Origin of the sequence: uncultured Imperialibacter sp. (assembly GCF_963974565.1) — a bacterium.
Classification (GTDB): Bacteria; Bacteroidota; Bacteroidia; order Cytophagales; family Cyclobacteriaceae; genus Imperialibacter; species Imperialibacter roseus.
In genome coordinates this window covers 1-14897 of the sequence record NZ_CAXBCJ010000010.1, presented here as the reverse complement: position 1 = coordinate 14897, position 14897 = coordinate 1, and the positions used below count along the sequence as shown (strand labels likewise).

The following is a 14897-nucleotide window of genomic DNA, read 5'->3' as shown; positions in this document are numbered from 1 at the left end:
TCTCAACACAACAACCAATTATGGGGAATAATCCCCTCTTTCCACCAAACAATTTCTAAATCAGCTTAAACTTTACCAACTTGAATTCGTGTTGTAACACTAACTATGCAGGGAAAACAGTTTTTTGATAATCACGGAAGGCCCATAGAGTATGTGCGGCTGGCTGTTACCGACAGGTGCAACCTGCGCTGCTTTTACTGTATGCCGGAAGAAGGCATCAGGTACCTGCCCAAAAAGGAGCTGCTCACCTACGAAGAAATGCTGCGCCTTGTAGGGATTATGGCCGGTTTTGGGGTGAAAAAGGTGAGGCTTACCGGTGGAGAACCTTTTGTGCGAAAAGACTTGATGTACTTTATCAAAAAGCTCAATGAAATCCCGGGCATCGAAGGCATTCATATCACTACAAACGGCGTTCTGACACTGCCTCACATAGAAGAGTTCAAGGCGGCGGGTATCAAATCGGTTAATTTGAGCATGGATACGCTGGATCGTGAGCGCTTTCACTCTATTACCCGCCGGGACGAGCTGCCAGCAGTGATGGAGACTTTTCATGCGCTGCTCGACCAGGGAATTGAAACCAAGATCAATGCCGTGGTGATGGACGGACAGAACACGGACGATATTGTGCCGCTGGCCATGCTGGCAAAAGCCCACAAAGTGGACGTGAGATTCATAGAAGAAATGCCTTTCAACGGCGAGGGCTCGCATTACCCTGTGCTGGTGTGGACGCATGCGAAGATTCACCAGGAGCTGGTCAGGGCATTCCCATCGCTCAGTCGAAGAGTAGACGAAGCCGCCTCAACGTCAGCAACGTATGGCATAGATGGGTTCAAAGGCTCTGTAGGGATCATTGCAGCTTTTACGAGGAGCTTTTGCGGCACCTGCAACCGAATCAGGATGACCGCTCAGGGCACGCTGAAAACCTGCCTGTACGATGACGGTGTGCTTGATTTGAGAGCTTTGCTAAGAAATGGCGCCAATGACGCAGAAATTAGCGCCGCTTTGCTGAAGGCATTTGGGCAAAGAGCAAAAGACGGGTTTGAAGCGGAGGCAAGAAGAGCAAAAGGACATGCCGTGTCGGAAAGCATGTCAACCATAGGTGGTTAAGCCGCCATTTTTGGTGTTATTGCCTGCTAGTACCCGGGGAAGTTTTGGAAAGCTAGTTGGAAGTAAAGGTTGGTTGTAGATTTTTTCAGGAAGAATTGAGTTGGGTGATGGTAAATAGAGATATAGCTACAAGAATACATATTACTATTTTTTTGATGCTGCTGTGCTGCTCAATGATGGCGCAGTCGATAAAAGTGGCAGTGGCCTCCAATCTTTTGCTACCAATGCAGGCCATTGAAAAGAAATTTGAGAGCAAGTACCCCTACGAAGTGGAACTCATTCCAGGAGCTTCCGGCACTCTCACCTCGCAGATCATCAACGGCGCTCCATATGAGATTTTCGTTTCCGCCGACGATAAATACATTGATGAGGTAATTGACAAAGACAAGGCGCATGGTGGGCCACAAATTATTTGCTTTGGGACTGTGTATCTGTGGGTGAAAAGCGGCATTGCCGGAGACGATCCGGCGGCTATTCTCAAACAGGAGAAGGTGAAATCCATCGGTCTGGCACACCCTGACCTGGCGCCATACGGCAAGCTGTCCAGAGATTGGCTGGAAGTGAAGCAGCTGGGGGTGTTAGTGCACGACAAGATCGTGTATGGCACCAGTATCGGTCAGGTCAACCAGTACATTGCGGCCGGTTCTGTCGATGCGGCTTTTACGTCTAACTCTCTTAAGTTCAGTCAGAAGAAAGGCGAGGGCAAGTTTATTAAAATTGAGGAGATTTGGATGGATCCCATACCACAAACGATGCTTATTTTAAAGACTGACGGCCCCGGGCTTTTCGTTGCTACGCTTTTCAAGGATTTTCTTCTGGGCAAAGAGTCCCGCCGGATATTTCAAGATTTTGGTTACGAACTCCCTGTGGCAGAGTAACCATGGAGCAGTTCATGGCCCCCTTGTGGTTGAGCCTGAAATTGGCCGTGTTTACGACGCTAATTCTTGCGTTGGTCGGGGTCGTTTCCGGCTACGTGCTCCACATGTTTTCTTTCAGGGGAAAAAGCCTCATCAGGGCCATTATCGCCCTCCCTTTGGTGTTGCCCCCAACAGTTCTCGGCTACTACCTGCTGGTGGCCATGCAGCCCGATAGCTTTGCTGGCGGCGTATTTGAAAAGCTCTTTGGTGTTCGGATGGTATTTTCTTTCTACGGCATTTTGCTTGGCAGCATTGTTTTTAGCCTTCCGTTCATGGTAAGTCCCATTTTATCGGGGTTAGACGCACTGCCAAAATCGTTAAGGGAGGCGTCGTTTACCCTCGGAAAAACAAGGCTTCAGACCTTTTTTAAGGTGCTTGTTCCCAATATCAAATCGTCGTTGTTCGCAGCGTTCATCATGACCTTTGCCCATACTATTGGCGAATTTGGTGTGGTGCTGATGATTGGCGGCAACATACCCGGCCAAACGAGGGTGGCATCGATTGCTATCTTTCACGAAATGGAGGCCATGAACTACGATGTCGCCAACCAGTACGCCCTGGTGCTGCTGGTTTTTTCACTTGTCATCATTTTCCTTGTTCAGTGGCTTCAAAAGCGGATAGCACTATGGTAGAAGCAGCTTATTCACTGGATTGTACAAGGAAGTACGCAGACAGGGGCCGATCCTTTTCGCTGGAAGCGGAGCTGACACTCAGCAAGGGTTCTTTCACGGCACTGATGGGCCCGAGTGGTGCTGGCAAAACCACCCTGCTGCGGCTGCTGGCCGGTTTAGAAAGACCCGATAGTGGAGTCATAAAAGAGTCTGCATCAGTCTGGTCATCACCTTCATCTTTTGTTGCTCCTCATCTCAGGCATATAGGCTACGTATTTCAGGACTATGCGCTATTCCCTCACCTGAATGTGAAAGCGAACATCCAATACGGATTCAGGGAAGAAGTGGACAATACCTGGTTGGAGCAACTGCTCACAGTGTTCAAAATACAAGACCTGGTCAACGACCGGCCCGCCTCACTCTCTGGTGGGCAACAACAGCGGGTGGCTTTGGCGAGGGCTTTGGCGGCAAAGCCAGCACTGCTGCTGCTCGATGAACCCATGGCGGCGCTCGACTTCAGCCTTCGGAACGAGATAAGGGGTGAGCTCAAGCAAATGCTTGGCCTGCTCAACACCACAGCAGTGATGGCCACGCACGACCTGCTGGAGGCGACCATTTTGGCCGATCATGTGGTATGGTTGGAAGATGGGAAAGTGGTGAGAGAAGGAGCGCCCAGAGAGGTGCTGAAAGCTGAACTGCTCAGGTTAAAAGAACAAACCAGGGATATCTGATACTTTATCCGCCAATCGACACCGGTTTCGTTTTATTTCTGATTTCGTAAGGTTAACTTTCTGGTGTCATCTTACAAAAATCCGATCATGAACACCCGCCGCAGTTTCCTCAAAAAATCATTTCTAGGCAGTCAGGCACTGGTTTGGGGCGTGCCGGTTGTCTACGGCAGCGTGGTGCCGGAAAAGTACCCGTTTGTCGGCAAATGGCTGGCTGATCCGGAGATGCTTCCGGGTAAAAACGCTGGTTTGAAGGTGCTTGGCGAAAGACCCTGGAATATTGAAACGCCGCCACACCTGCTCGACGACAAGGTGACACCTGCCGATAAAATGTTTGTGCGTAACAATGGCCTGATGCCTGAGGCTATCGACGTGGCGAACTGGTCGCTAACGATCAACGGAGAGTCAGCCAAAACGACGAAATCCTATTCTATCGCTGAGCTTAAAAGCAAATTTAAAACTTACACCTACCAGCTTACTATTGAGTGCGGCGGTAATGGCAGGGCGGAGTTCAACCCACCGGCCAAAGGCAATCAGTGGGAAGTTGGTGCGGTTTCGTGCGCCAAATGGACAGGCGTGAGGCTGAAAGACATTTTGATGGATGTGGGCATAAAAGATGATGCAGTGTATATCGGCTACTACGGCAAGGATGTGCACCTGAGCAACGACCCTGAAAAAGTAGTGATATCGAGAGGAGTGCCCATTAGCAAAGCGCTCGAAGACGAAACCCTGGTGGCCTGGGCAATGAATGGCGAGGATATTCCCTTGGCCAACGGACATCCTTTAAGACTTGTGGTGGGAGGATGGCCAGGCTCTACTTCCGGAAAATGGCTGAGTACTATTTCCGTGAGAAACGTGGTGCATGATGGCGAGAAGATGGGCGGTGACAGCTATCGTGTTCCCTGCGAAGCCGTAGCACCCGGCGAGGTGGTGCCCGATGAAAACATGTGCATCATAGAAGGCATGCCTGTGAAGTCGATCATTACCTACCCGAAAACAGGGGCCATGATCAAAGCGGGTCAAACGCTTCCTGTCCGTGGGCATGCCTGGGTGGGGGATAAGAGTGTGAAAGAGGTGCACGTGTCGTCCGATTTTGGTGCCACCTGGCAGGCTGCCAGTCTGGAGCGACCTGCCAACCGACAGGCCTGGCAGCATTTTAGCGCTGAATTAAAGCTGCCTGCCACGGGCTACTACGAAATATGGGCCAAGGCAACAGATAGCGACGGAAAGAGCCAGCCCATGGTGGTGCCCGGATGGAACCCCAAAGGCTATCTGAATAATGCGTGCCATAGAATAGCCGTGAAAGTAAGATGATGGAGAAGAAAAACGATTTACTGGAGGTGCTGCAAAAAGCCACAGGTGCCTTAATAGGGATTTTAAGCCTGGCCTTAATTCTTTCTCTGGGGGCTTCTTACCTGTTCTTTTTCTACAAGCCATCGCCGAAGCCGGTACTTGCTCAGCAGGAAACAGCAACGCCTGTAGCTAAAGTTGAGGCCGTTGCTCCAAAGGCCGAAAACGGCACTATAGATGAAGAAACAGGCTTTATCATCGATGCTGGGTGGGAGCTGGCCAAAACCAACTGCACCAACTGCCACGCAGCCACCCTTGTGACGCAAAACAGGGCCACAAGAGAGGGATGGGAAGGTATGATACGCTGGATGCAGCGGACACAGAAGCTGTGGGACCTGGGCGAGAACGAAGCGGCCATTCTTGACTACCTGGCTAAAAACTATGCGCCTGAGAACAAAGGCAGACGACCCAACCTGACAGACGTGGAATGGTATGAGCTGGAAGGGACTAAATAGCAGACTACAAAAGTTTCGGAGCGGACGTTGCTATGCGACGTCAGAGGTTGTCGGAATGTCCACATACCCTTCTTCCGGCCGCTAAACTTTTGTAGTCTGGTCTATCAACTATGCATTGAGTGTGTGCTCAACCGAAATGGCCGCAGTCAATGACTTGGAGATGGGGCAGTTTTTTTCCGCATCTTTCACGCACTCCGCAAATTTTGAGTCGCTTATTCCTTTCACCTTTGCTTTGAGCGTCAGATGGGATTTGGTGATAGCTCCATCTTCAAGCGTAACCTTGCAGGTAACATCAAGGGTGTCGGGCACAAAACCTGCCTCAGTCAAACTAAAGCTCAGTTTCATAGCGAAGCAACCCGAATGAGCGGCAGCTATCAGCTCTTCCGGATTGGTGCCAACTCCCTCTTCAAACCTCGACGAAAAGGAGTACTGAGTTTTATTAAGTACCGTACTTTGTGTGGTCAGGTGTCCTTTGCCTTCTTTTCCACTTCCTTGCCAAACGGCTGTTGCTGATCTTTTCATATGAATGGGATTTTTTGATTGAACAATGATATTTGTGAGCTAAATCGATGATGAAATGCTCGCATCCAAGTTAGTATTTATTAACTTGACTAGTAACTAAGCCTCGTATTAAGTTAATGAGAAAGCATTTTTTATCGTCAGCGAGTATGCTGCTTATTTTCTGGATGCTCTTTGCTGCGTGTACCAAAGAGCAGGAAACGATTTATAGCGTTCCCGACGAGTTGCAGTCTTTTGTTGACACGCTTGTGTCGAAAGCCGCCCAGCGTGGTGTTAGGCTTGACCTGTCAAACAACCTGATCATTGAATACGGCCTGAACACTGAGGGCATTTTGTGCGGCTCCTGTGTATTCGTTGGCAAACAGCTGAAAATTGAGATCAATCAGCAAAACAAATGCTGGAGCGATAAGATTACACAGGAAGCCTTGATGTTGCATATGCTGGGCCACTGCGCTTTGCGAAGAATTGATCACGATGATGCCCTGCTACCCAATGGAGATGCAAAAAGTCTAATGAATGGTGAATTCATTGACCAATACGCTTGTATTTTCGACCTCAGCGGCGAAAACAATTGCAACAATCTGTACAAGAGAGACTACTATTTGGATGAGCTATTTGACCCGGATACACCAGCGCCGGATTGGGGGAAATAGGGAAAATGAAACGCACAGAGCACTAAGCCGCCGCTATTTGCTCGTCACCAGTTATTCGAACTGATAAACCCGCACATAGTCAATTTCCATCGTCGATGGGAAAATGTTGTCATCCACTCCTTGCAATCCTCCCCAGTTGCCACCAACGGCGATGTTCAACAAAAAGAAGAACGGCTTGTCAAATGGCCAGTTATCCTGCGTGGGCACGGTGGGTTTGTTGAATGTCAGTTTTACGTTGTCGATATCGTCCAGATAGAATTTGACATACTGCTCCGTCCAAAGAATACCATAGTTGTGGAACTCTTCTTCTATGGTTTCGAGCTTCATGGGTCCGGTGGTGATTTGGGTTCCCTGCACGTGGTTGTTGGCTTTGCTATGAATGGAGAAATGTACCTCGTTGGGTGCATAGCTCACATATTCCATGATGTCGATTTCGCCGCAGTCGGGCCAGCCAACCTGACTGATATTGTCGCCCAGCATCCAGATCGCAGGCCAAGCGCCCTTGCCTTTCCATTCGGGTATTTTGGCCCTCACCTCCATGCGTCCGTAGGTGAACGTCTCCTTACTCAGCATGCGTGACGATGTATAGTCGCCCACTTTCTGACCGGGTCCTGTCTTTTTGGTGGTAATCTTCAGCAACCCGTCTGAGACAGTAGAGTTTGGGCCGTTGGTATAGTTTTGCCATTCATTGTTGCCCCAGCCATTGGCCCCGGTTTCGAACTTCCATTTCTCCGTGTCCACCGCTTCCCCGTCAAATTCGTCAGACCAGGCCAGGGTGGCTTCGTCCCAGTCGACTTCCGCTACCGGTTCGCCGGGCTCAGGCACCTCTGGTTTTTGCTGTTCATCTTTGCTTTGTTCCTTGCAGGACAGCAGTAGGAAGAGCGCAAAAAATATGGATAGAGATATCTTCATGGCTTTGTATGGTTAGCTGGAAAGAATGGCTTTGGCCTGATATAAAATTAGGCAACTTTGCGGTAAAACTGACGTCAAATACAGCCTTTGTAAAATACTGTGGCCGGTTGCACCTCCAGCTTGTAGGTTTTTTCGTCCACCGACACATCGGGTGCAAACAATTTCTTTGCTTCCTCGAGGCTTTTGGCCTTGAACAAAATGATGCTTTTGTCGGCGATCTTTATACCGGCCGTAATCACTCCTGATTGTTTCAACCGGAACAGGAAAGCAGAATGATCCATAAAGTAGGGCTGCTCCGCCGGAGTTTTGCCAGCCTCCCATTTTTCACCGTTGGAATAAACAGCCGCAAATTCCAAAAGTGGCTCCGGGTCTGAGCTGTTTTGTGCTAACAGACTTTGCGACAGCGCCAGGAATAGCATGGCAACGAGGAAGCTTGATGTTTTTGTCATAAATAGGGTTTTACAAACGGCGTTTTTTTTTGACTACTTCTTAATGGTTCATTTTTTCAAATGTAGGAAATTTACGTCTTGATTAATGCGTTGTTATTCACGTAAAGCTGCCCAAGTATAATTTGCCCGGTACTTTTACAGCACGCACTTTCACTTTACCTTCACGTTTCAAAAAAAAATCAGGTTTTGCAGCGACACGTCTCCTTTTCTTTTTCAGCTCCTTATTACACACTCAACAATGTAACGCCTGCCACCAAATACATATGGGTGGTGTGTCATGGTTATGCGCAACTGGCAGAGTTTTTTGTTCAAAAGTTCGATTTTTTGGATCCGAGCAAGCATTTTGTCATTGCGCCGCAAGGGCTTAGTCGCTTGTATCTCGATCAGACCTATGGAAGGGTGGGGGCAAGCTGGATGACAAAAGAGGACAGGGAAACTGAGCTGGCCAATCAAAGGGCCTACTTCGATGCGGTTTTTGATCCTATTTTTGAAGACATCGACTTTGACCACTACAAGCTGATTTTGTTTGGCTTTTCGCAAGGCGTATCAGCCGTGGCGAGGTTAGCTGCACACAAGAAGTGGCCCTTTCACAAAATGGTGCTGTGGGCAGGTGGGTTCCCAAAAGAACTGACGCCGGGAGATTTCGAATTTGCGTCGCCAAAAGCAGAGGTGATTGGCTGCATTGGCAGGCAAGATATTTATTATAGCGAGCAGCTGCTGGCTCAGGAAAAGGTAAGACTCAGAGAGCTGTTTGGCAAGAACACCAGAAGCCTGGTGTTTGAGGGGAAACATGAAGTGAACAGAGAGGAACTGATGCGACTGGCATCGAAATTTTAAAGGGAGGATGCCGACGGCGTCCTCCCTCAAAATATTTACTTAAAAGCAAATCGCAGGGAAAGAGCGAATTCATCTCCCCAAAATCCGCTGTAGCCGATAAGATTAAAACCTGGTTTCCAGTCCAAACTCAGGTTAACTGGTGAGCCCGGTATGGTATATTCCATGCCGAGTATGAGGTCTACGCCAATCACGCTGTGGTTGTCCCTGTCATCGAACCAGGGATTCTTATTGCCATCCCAAAAGCCGATGTGTCCACCTGCGCCATAGTACCAACGAAGACCCGGCTCATCAAAAGCAATGTCGTGTACTTCGTATAAACCTGTGATGTTTACACCACCCCAGCGGGATGAAACGAGGCCTTCCAGGGCACCTTTTTGACTAAGAAAATGCTTGACTGTAAGACCGGCTGATAAACCAGCCCTGAGTCCCACGGCTGTTTTATAATCTGTGTTCTGTGCGTTGGCTGCCGAAGCAATAATTAAACTGGTTGTTACTAATAAAAACAGTTTTTTCATAAAATGACTTGTTGTTTTAGTTTGTTGTAACGTTAAAATATTCAATAAGTTATTCGATTAATCATATTTTATGCACCCATTTAGCTTTTGATGCTTCATTTGCCCCAAATGTCAGAGAAGCATCAATCTGGGTGCAAAAATGAAAACAGTTGCGCACAAAATCACTATTGTGTTGATATTATCTTCGCAGCCTGCGAACGGTGCTACATGCAGAAGTTAGGTTCCGGTAAAAGTGTTGCTAGCCAGCGAGAATTGGCTCTGTTGCATCAGGCTGTCAATGGCATCGGAAGCCTCTTGCGAGACTTCTTCCTGAACGAAATGTCCGGCGTCAAAAGTTCGGACAGTAGCCTGTGGTAGTGCCTCCTTCCATTTATCCAGAAATGTTGGTTTTATAAATTGATCTTTTGTGCCCCAAAGGATCAAAGCGGGTTTACGCTGCCATTTATGTAGTTGTTTAAACTGCTCTTCGTACCAATCGGAAGACCCAAGAAGGGATTGTGCCAGCCGTAAAAGCCCCCACCGGGACGCCTTGTTGGGAAACGGTCTGGTATAGTGAAGGTGTATGGCATTTGTTAGTTTCGATTTGTCGTGGAAAGCTTTTTTCATCAGAATGGATGGGGAAAAATTGGTGTGCAGATAAATGAACCTACCCAGCCTGCTGTTTACCACCTTGTCAATCTTTTGCACATCGGGGTTATCGCTGGTTTTCCAGAGCCAGGTGTTTATTATCACCAGGTTCCTCACCTTTTCTGGATGCGAGAGGGCGAATGAAAGGCCTATCGGCCCGCCGAAGTCATGCACGACAAGGGTGATATTGGTGAGGCCGAGCTTTTCTACAAACAGGGCGAGGTTGGCTGAGTGGGCTTGAGGAGTGCCGTCAAAATCTTCTGGCTTATCTGACAGCCCGAAACCAATATGATCGATGGCAATGCATCGGTACTTTGTGCGCAGTGTTTTTATTTGGTCTCTATAAAGGAATGACCATGCCGGCGTGCCGTGCACAAACAAAAGTACGTCGCCCTGACCTTCATCTACGTAGTGCATTCTGCCAGAGGGAAGGTCGATGTAATGGTGCGAAAAGGGGTAGAGGCTTTCGTCAAGCCAAAGAGGAGTTTGCTGCTTCATTGCTGTTTTATTTTTTAGCAAAGGAATCGAGCGGCAAAGGAATGACTCTTGGTATATACCAAGATTTCAGATTTTCACCCGTGCCAGCAGCTTACTGAAGTTGGTGGCATTAATGCCGAGGTAAGAGGCCAGGTCTTTGTGGGGGATGAGGTTGAGTAATTTTGGACTTCGTTTGACGAAAGCTGTAAACCTTTCTTCAATATCAAAGGCCAGCAGCTCATGATGGCGCTGGATCAGCCCTGCCAGCACAACTTCCGTTGCTTTTTGCATCATCCGTTCCAAATGGCGGTCTTCGCTTAGTAACGACTGGAGCTGATCGTAGGAAAGCCGGAGCAGTTTGCTGGGCGTGATGGTGTCCAGAAAATATTTTGAGGGAGTTTGTGTAAGAAACGACTCAGGGATACCCGAAAAAGAGGGGGCATAAGTGAATGCAATGACGTGTTCATTTCCATCCTTGATATAGTAAGATTTCTGGATGCCCTCCTGAACAAAATAGAGGTACTTCTCAACATGCCCTTCCCAGGTTATTACCTCCTTTCTTTTGAACTCCACCGGTTTCAGACAATCCTCCAGCTTTTGCATGCTCGATGCCGGCAGGTCATAGATGGATTTGAGGAATTTCTGCACCTCACTCATATTCAAAGCAAATTAGTCTTAAGAAAGAGGCTTTATGTCCTAACTTCGTTTTCGAAAAAGGATGACAGGTGTAAAAAGTTTGAGTAAATGAAGATAACCGTAATCAGAGGCCTTTACAAATCGCTTCAGTTATTTGTTTTAACCGGGGCAATCAGCTGGTTAGCGGGTAGTGAGTTGCTGGCACAAGGCATTTCTTTCTCCTACCTGGTGCCAAAAAACGGCTATGTGTCGGCTCCGGTCAGCCCGTTTTCCGTCAGAGGGCTGGGCTATTATTTTGGGCCTGTGGGAATTGAGACAGGCGGCTCCATTTATTCTATGTCAGGGCTTGCGATGGATAAACTACCCTTTGAGGCAGACAAGCCGCTGACAGGCCCGCACTTTTCTATGCTGGTGCCTGTGGAGCTGGCTTTCAAGATAGATACCAAAATTGTGACCTGGCGGATCAGGGGAGGAGCTGCTGGCATCTGGCACATCAACCCAAGGCTGAAAGAAGGCAACTTCGACAGGGCACTGAGAGATTATGAAGGCTGGGACGTTGCCAATACTGATGCTACAATTAAAACTAAAATTGGCCTGGGCTGGATAGCCGGCACCTCTTTTGAATGGCACATAGCCAAAGAATTTTCGGTGTCAACCGAGGTCAGCTATTTGTCCGTTGCGTCAGCTGCCACCCTCAACGGCGACTATATTGGCGGCGTGCAGGGGGGCAGCCTGGAAACCAAAGCCATCAATTTTCCTGATGCCAGGGTGAACCTTGAAGGCTTCGAGATTTCCCTGGGGGTTACTCTGAGAAGGTAGCTCAAGTCGGCTACCTATTTCCCTCTTGCCTAAAAAGAACCTTCCAGTCAAACTTCCATGCTTTTTCCTGCTCATTTGTCTAATATTGTTGACGAAGGAGTACGATATACGATGAAGCGAATAAAATGGGTGATTGGGGCTGGTGCCATCATTTCTGTGGCCTGCCTGCTTGACGGATGTGTTGGAAATATTGATAAACCTGCGGCTACTTTCAAAACTTACTGCGGTGGCTGCCACAACCTGCCGGACCCGGCACAACTAACCAAAGGTGTGTGGGAAAGGCTTGTACTTCCTGAGATGGGCGCAAGGTTGGGTGTAAAGATAGAGGGATATGACCCTTACCGAAGGGTGGACATGAACGAGAAAATGCTTTTGCAGTCCAACAATGTCTACCCTGAAAAACCGATGATTTCTGACAGCGACTGGGAGGCCGTAACGAAATACATTTTGGAAAACGCCCCAGATTCTATGCCTGCCGATCTCGCCAGGGTTGAGAGAAGTAGCGTGCTGACCCAGTTTTCTCCCACTTTTATCAAGACTGAGGACTTCAAGGGGTCTTTGGTAACGCATTTCAGACACTTTGACGACGAAAAGGGAGTGTATGGCGCCAATGCCAACGGGCAAATATGGAAGTGGGCGCCCGGCGACTCCGCACGGATCGAAGAGACATTCAAAACCTCTGTCGTTTCGTTTAACAGAAGCATGGGACGGGAGTTCGTTGTTGAAATGGGACAGATGCACCCAACGGAGCAGTCGTTGGGAACGTTGTGGGAGGTAACGCCGGATCAGCCCCAAAGAAAGGTAGCTGAGTTTTTGCAACGGCCGGTGTTTAGCCTGGTCGAGGATTTTGATGGTGATGGCACCGACGAGATACTTGTCTGTGAGTTTGGCAACCTGATTGGCCAGCTGACTTTGATTTCCGACATAGACGGCCGGAGGGAAAAAACACAGCTGTTGCCCTACGCCGGTTGCATCAAGGTAGAGGTGCACGACATGGACAACGATGGACTGAAGGATCTTGTGGTGCTTGTTTCGCAGGGCAACGAAGGCGCCTATATTTTGTATCAGGGCAAAGGACTGACTTTCGCTGCAAGGCAGATTCTACGCCTCAATCCGCTTTACGGCTCCAGCGACCTTGAGCTTTTTGACTACGATGGCGATGGCGACATGGACATCGCCGTGGCGCATGGCGACAACGCCGACTACTCGCCCATTTTGAAGCCTTACCATGGCATGAGGCTCTTCCTCAATGATGGTAAGAATAATTTCGAAGAGGCGTTCTTCTTCCCGGCTTACGGCGCCACTCAGGTGGAAGCCGTCGACTTTGATCAGGATGGTGACGTGGACTTTGCCATTTCCTGCTTCTTTCCCGATTTCGACAACAACCCCAAAGAATCATTTATCTACCTTGAGAACACTTCTTCGGCCGACTTCAGCTTCCAACCACATACCCTGGCGAATGCCGACGACGGACGATGGATCGTGATGGAGTCCGGTGATATTGACCTCGATGGTGACACGGATCTTATTTTAGGCTCATTTACTTACTCCCCGGCGTTTACACCTAAGTCATTTATCGATAAGTGGAATGCGTCAACAACTGATGTGCTCTATCTTGAGAATAAATTAAAGTAAGCATACTGGCATTGAGGAATTCTTAACGGGCGAAGAATAATTTGTGCATTTTTTAGCATATTGATCAGGCTAACCAACACCTGAACAATTGAAAATAAGTGGTAAGAGAATCGGCCTTATTGTAGGTCTGCTCATTTTCTCTGCGTTGATCTTTTTACCAACGCCGGAGGGCCTTTCTCACCAGGCCATGAGAGCAGCGGCAGTAGCGCTGCTCATGACGTCACTCTGGGTTTCTGAAGCCATACCCATTGCAGCCACGGCGCTGCTCCCATTAGCCTTGTTTCCACTTCTGGGCATTCTCGATGCTGAAACTACGGCCGCCAACTACGGCCACAACTATGTGCTGATGCTGCTGGCTGGCTTCATTATTTCCAAGGCCATTGAGGTTCATCATTTGCACCGACGCATTGCACTTTCCATTATGAACCTCATAGGTAGTAGCCGCCGGATGCTGCTGCTTAGCTTTATGGTGGCTTCGGCCCTCCTGTCGATGTGGATTGCGAACGTAGCAGTAGCGCTGCTCATGCTGCCTATTGCAATGGCTATTATCAGCAGGGAAAATGAAGCCTCGGGGCACAACAAAGACTTCGGAATTGCCCTGATGCTGGCCATCGCCTACGCCTGTAGTATTGGAGGAACAGGCACCCTCATTGGCACCCCGCCCAACATGGTCTTTGCGGGCATGGTTCAAAAGCTTTACCCGGATGCTCCTGAGATTCCATTCTTCCAATGGATGCTGCTGGGGGTGCCGCTCATTGTCATCTTCCTTCCGCTGATTTGGTTCTACCTCGTCAGGTATTTTAAGATCGAAGGGAAGTTTGAAGGGGGTAAGGAGATTGTGGAAAAAGAGCTCAAAGGACTCGGCACGATGAAACCGGCTGAGAAAATGGTGCTTGGGATATTCATCTTTACAGCACTTGCATGGGTTTTTCGCAGAGACATTGTGGTTGATGACTTTGTGCTCCCAGGGTGGGCCAGCTTGCTTGGCGTGTCCGATTGGGTGCATGATTCTACCGTGGCGGTTTTTTCTTGCCTGCTCCTGTTCTTTTTGCCCGACAAAAGCGAGTCCGGCAAGAGAATGATCACCTGGAAGCAAGCCGAGGCCATTCCCTGGGGCACGGTGATGATAGTTGGCGGAGGCTATGCCATCGCTGAGAGCTTCGGAACCACTGGCCTGGCGGCGTGGCTGGGCACAGAGCTTCAGTTTATAGCCAACTGGTCGCCGCTACTGGTGCTACTGAGTGTGATCACGCTGATGACTTTTCTGACGGAGATCAACTCCAATACAGCTACGGCCAATATCTTCCTGCCAGTGCTGGCTACCATGGCTGTGAGCAGCGGCACACATCCTTACATGCTGATGATACCAGCCACCATTGCCTGTTCATTTGCCTTTATGCTGCCGTCGGGTACGGGCACCAACACGGTCATTTTTGGCAGTGAGCTGGTGACCATTCCGCAAATGGCCCGGGCGGGGTTCTGGCTGAACCTGATCAGCATTCTGTTGTTGACGATTGTTCTTTACCTCGTGGCTGTGCCGGTGTTTGATATGGGGGGAGCAGTGCCGGCTTGGGCGAAGTGAGGTGGCGTGTGAAGACACAAGGCCACAACGACATTGAGTCATGAAGACAGAAAACCACACACGATTTG

At 49.0% G+C, this 14897-nt stretch carries 17 protein-coding genes; 11 read left to right on the top strand and 6 right to left on the bottom strand.

What is annotated here, in order from left to right:
* Positions 1 to 105: 105 nt before the first annotated feature.
* The 6 genes from moaA (at position 106) to AAC052_RS15155 (ending at position 5168) form a co-directional block, all read left to right on the top strand.
* A complete protein-coding gene (gene moaA / locus AAC052_RS15180; protein WP_339814286.1) occupies positions 106 to 1107 on the top strand; it encodes a GTP 3',8-cyclase MoaA in 1002 nt (333 codons plus the stop codon).
* A gap of 107 nt (positions 1108 to 1214) precedes the next feature.
* The gene (modA, locus tag AAC052_RS15175) at positions 1215 to 1985 is read left to right on the top strand and encodes a molybdate ABC transporter substrate-binding protein (protein WP_151999195.1); all 771 of its coding nucleotides are present in this window, start codon (positions 1215 to 1217) and stop codon (positions 1983 to 1985) included.
* Between the two features lie 2 nt (positions 1986 to 1987).
* Positions 1988 to 2656, top strand: a complete 669-nt coding sequence (gene modB, locus AAC052_RS15170) for a molybdate ABC transporter permease subunit (RefSeq protein WP_151999196.1) — start codon at positions 1988 to 1990, stop codon at positions 2654 to 2656.
* Complete coding sequence (locus AAC052_RS15165; protein ID WP_339814283.1) at positions 2650 to 3366, top strand: ABC transporter ATP-binding protein; 717 nt, start codon at positions 2650 to 2652, stop codon at positions 3364 to 3366. The genes modB and AAC052_RS15165 overlap by 7 nt, the downstream gene beginning before the upstream one ends.
* Positions 3367 to 3453: 87 nt before the next feature.
* A complete protein-coding gene (locus AAC052_RS15160) occupies positions 3454 to 4677 on the top strand; it encodes a sulfite oxidase (protein WP_339814281.1) in 1224 nt (407 codons plus the stop codon).
* Positions 4674 to 5168 carry a cytochrome C gene (locus AAC052_RS15155; protein ID WP_317487339.1) on the top strand — a complete coding sequence of 165 codons (495 nt, stop codon included), beginning with the start codon at positions 4674 to 4676 and terminating at the stop codon, positions 5166 to 5168. Before AAC052_RS15160 ends, AAC052_RS15155 begins: the two co-directional genes overlap by 4 nt.
* Before the next feature lie 108 nt (positions 5169 to 5276).
* Here the strand turns inward: AAC052_RS15155 and AAC052_RS15150 are convergent, their stop codons facing one another.
* Complete coding sequence (locus tag AAC052_RS15150) at positions 5277 to 5690, bottom strand: OsmC family protein (RefSeq protein ID WP_317487338.1); 414 nt, start codon at positions 5688 to 5690, stop codon at positions 5277 to 5279.
* Positions 5691 to 5806: 116 nt separating this feature from the next.
* Between AAC052_RS15150 and AAC052_RS15145 the strand changes: the two genes are divergently transcribed.
* The gene (locus AAC052_RS15145) at positions 5807 to 6340 is read left to right on the top strand and encodes a hypothetical protein (protein WP_339814279.1); all 534 of its coding nucleotides are present in this window, start codon (positions 5807 to 5809) and stop codon (positions 6338 to 6340) included.
* A 51-nt stretch (positions 6341 to 6391) separates the two neighbouring features.
* On the opposite strand, the gene AAC052_RS15140 is transcribed toward AAC052_RS15145, so the two are convergent.
* Both AAC052_RS15140 and AAC052_RS15135 read right to left on the bottom strand, forming a co-directional pair.
* Entirely contained in the window at positions 6392 to 7252 is an 861-nt protein-coding gene (locus AAC052_RS15140) for a glycoside hydrolase family 16 protein (protein ID WP_339814277.1), read from the bottom strand.
* A 74-nt stretch (positions 7253 to 7326) separates the two neighbouring features.
* Positions 7327 to 7701 carry a hypothetical protein gene (locus AAC052_RS15135; protein WP_317487335.1) on the bottom strand — a complete coding sequence of 125 codons (375 nt, stop codon included), beginning with the start codon at positions 7699 to 7701 and terminating at the stop codon, positions 7327 to 7329.
* Between the two features lie 186 nt (positions 7702 to 7887).
* Here AAC052_RS15135 and AAC052_RS15130 point away from each other — a divergent pair, with 186 nt between their 5' ends.
* On the top strand, positions 7888 to 8538 hold the full coding sequence (locus AAC052_RS15130; RefSeq protein ID WP_193217872.1) for an esterase: 651 nt from the start codon (positions 7888 to 7890) through the stop codon (positions 8536 to 8538).
* 35 nt (positions 8539 to 8573) lie between these two features.
* Here the strand turns inward: AAC052_RS15130 and AAC052_RS15125 are convergent, their stop codons facing one another.
* The 3 genes from AAC052_RS15125 to AAC052_RS15115 form a co-directional block, all read right to left on the bottom strand.
* The gene (locus AAC052_RS15125) at positions 8574 to 9053 is read right to left on the bottom strand and encodes a hypothetical protein (protein WP_339814274.1); all 480 of its coding nucleotides are present in this window, start codon (positions 9051 to 9053) and stop codon (positions 8574 to 8576) included.
* Positions 9054 to 9269: 216 nt separating this feature from the next.
* Positions 9270 to 10178: an alpha/beta fold hydrolase gene (locus tag AAC052_RS15120; RefSeq protein ID WP_339814272.1), complete on the bottom strand. Its 909-nt coding sequence runs from the start codon at positions 10176 to 10178 to the stop codon at positions 9270 to 9272.
* Between the two features lie 66 nt (positions 10179 to 10244).
* A complete protein-coding gene (locus AAC052_RS15115; protein ID WP_339814270.1) occupies positions 10245 to 10814 on the bottom strand; it encodes a Crp/Fnr family transcriptional regulator in 570 nt (189 codons plus the stop codon).
* A gap of 87 nt (positions 10815 to 10901) precedes the next feature.
* On the opposite strand from AAC052_RS15115, the gene AAC052_RS15110 reads away from it, so the two are divergent.
* The 3 genes from AAC052_RS15110 (at position 10902) to AAC052_RS15100 (ending at position 14829) form a co-directional block, all read left to right on the top strand.
* Positions 10902 to 11612: a hypothetical protein gene (locus AAC052_RS15110; protein ID WP_339814268.1), complete on the top strand. Its 711-nt coding sequence runs from the start codon at positions 10902 to 10904 to the stop codon at positions 11610 to 11612.
* Between the two features lie 111 nt (positions 11613 to 11723).
* On the top strand, positions 11724 to 13247 hold the full coding sequence (locus AAC052_RS15105) for a VCBS repeat-containing protein (RefSeq protein ID WP_339814267.1): 1524 nt from the start codon (positions 11724 to 11726) through the stop codon (positions 13245 to 13247).
* Between the two features lie 88 nt (positions 13248 to 13335).
* Positions 13336 to 14829 carry a DASS family sodium-coupled anion symporter gene (locus AAC052_RS15100; RefSeq protein ID WP_339814265.1) on the top strand — a complete coding sequence of 498 codons (1494 nt, stop codon included), beginning with the start codon at positions 13336 to 13338 and terminating at the stop codon, positions 14827 to 14829.
* Positions 14830 to 14897: the final 68 nt, after the last annotated feature.

Coding starts and splice junctions, on each gene's coding strand:
- moaA (WP_339814286.1), top strand. CDS start 106: ATGCAGGGAAAACAGTTTTTTGATAATCACGGAAGGCCCATAGAGTAT.
- modA (WP_151999195.1), top strand. CDS start 1,215: ATGGTAAATAGAGATATAGCTACAAGAATACATATTACTATTTTTTTG.
- modB (WP_151999196.1), top strand. CDS start 1,988: ATGGAGCAGTTCATGGCCCCCTTGTGGTTGAGCCTGAAATTGGCCGTG.
- AAC052_RS15165 (WP_339814283.1), top strand. CDS start 2,650: ATGGTAGAAGCAGCTTATTCACTGGATTGTACAAGGAAGTACGCAGAC.
- AAC052_RS15160 (WP_339814281.1), top strand. CDS start 3,454: ATGAACACCCGCCGCAGTTTCCTCAAAAAATCATTTCTAGGCAGTCAG.
- AAC052_RS15155 (WP_317487339.1), top strand. CDS start 4,674: ATGATGGAGAAGAAAAACGATTTACTGGAGGTGCTGCAAAAAGCCACA.
- AAC052_RS15150 (WP_317487338.1), bottom strand. CDS start 5,690: ATGAAAAGATCAGCAACAGCCGTTTGGCAAGGAAGTGGAAAAGAAGGC.
- AAC052_RS15145 (WP_339814279.1), top strand. CDS start 5,807: ATGAGAAAGCATTTTTTATCGTCAGCGAGTATGCTGCTTATTTTCTGG.
- AAC052_RS15140 (WP_339814277.1), bottom strand. CDS start 7,252: ATGAAGATATCTCTATCCATATTTTTTGCGCTCTTCCTACTGCTGTCC.
- AAC052_RS15135 (WP_317487335.1), bottom strand. CDS start 7,701: ATGACAAAAACATCAAGCTTCCTCGTTGCCATGCTATTCCTGGCGCTG.
- AAC052_RS15125 (WP_339814274.1), bottom strand. CDS start 9,053: ATGAAAAAACTGTTTTTATTAGTAACAACCAGTTTAATTATTGCTTCG.
- AAC052_RS15120 (WP_339814272.1), bottom strand. CDS start 10,178: ATGAAGCAGCAAACTCCTCTTTGGCTTGACGAAAGCCTCTACCCCTTT.
- AAC052_RS15115 (WP_339814270.1), bottom strand. CDS start 10,814: ATGAGTGAGGTGCAGAAATTCCTCAAATCCATCTATGACCTGCCGGCA.
- AAC052_RS15110 (WP_339814268.1), top strand. CDS start 10,902: ATGAAGATAACCGTAATCAGAGGCCTTTACAAATCGCTTCAGTTATTT.
- AAC052_RS15105 (WP_339814267.1), top strand. CDS start 11,724: ATGAAGCGAATAAAATGGGTGATTGGGGCTGGTGCCATCATTTCTGTG.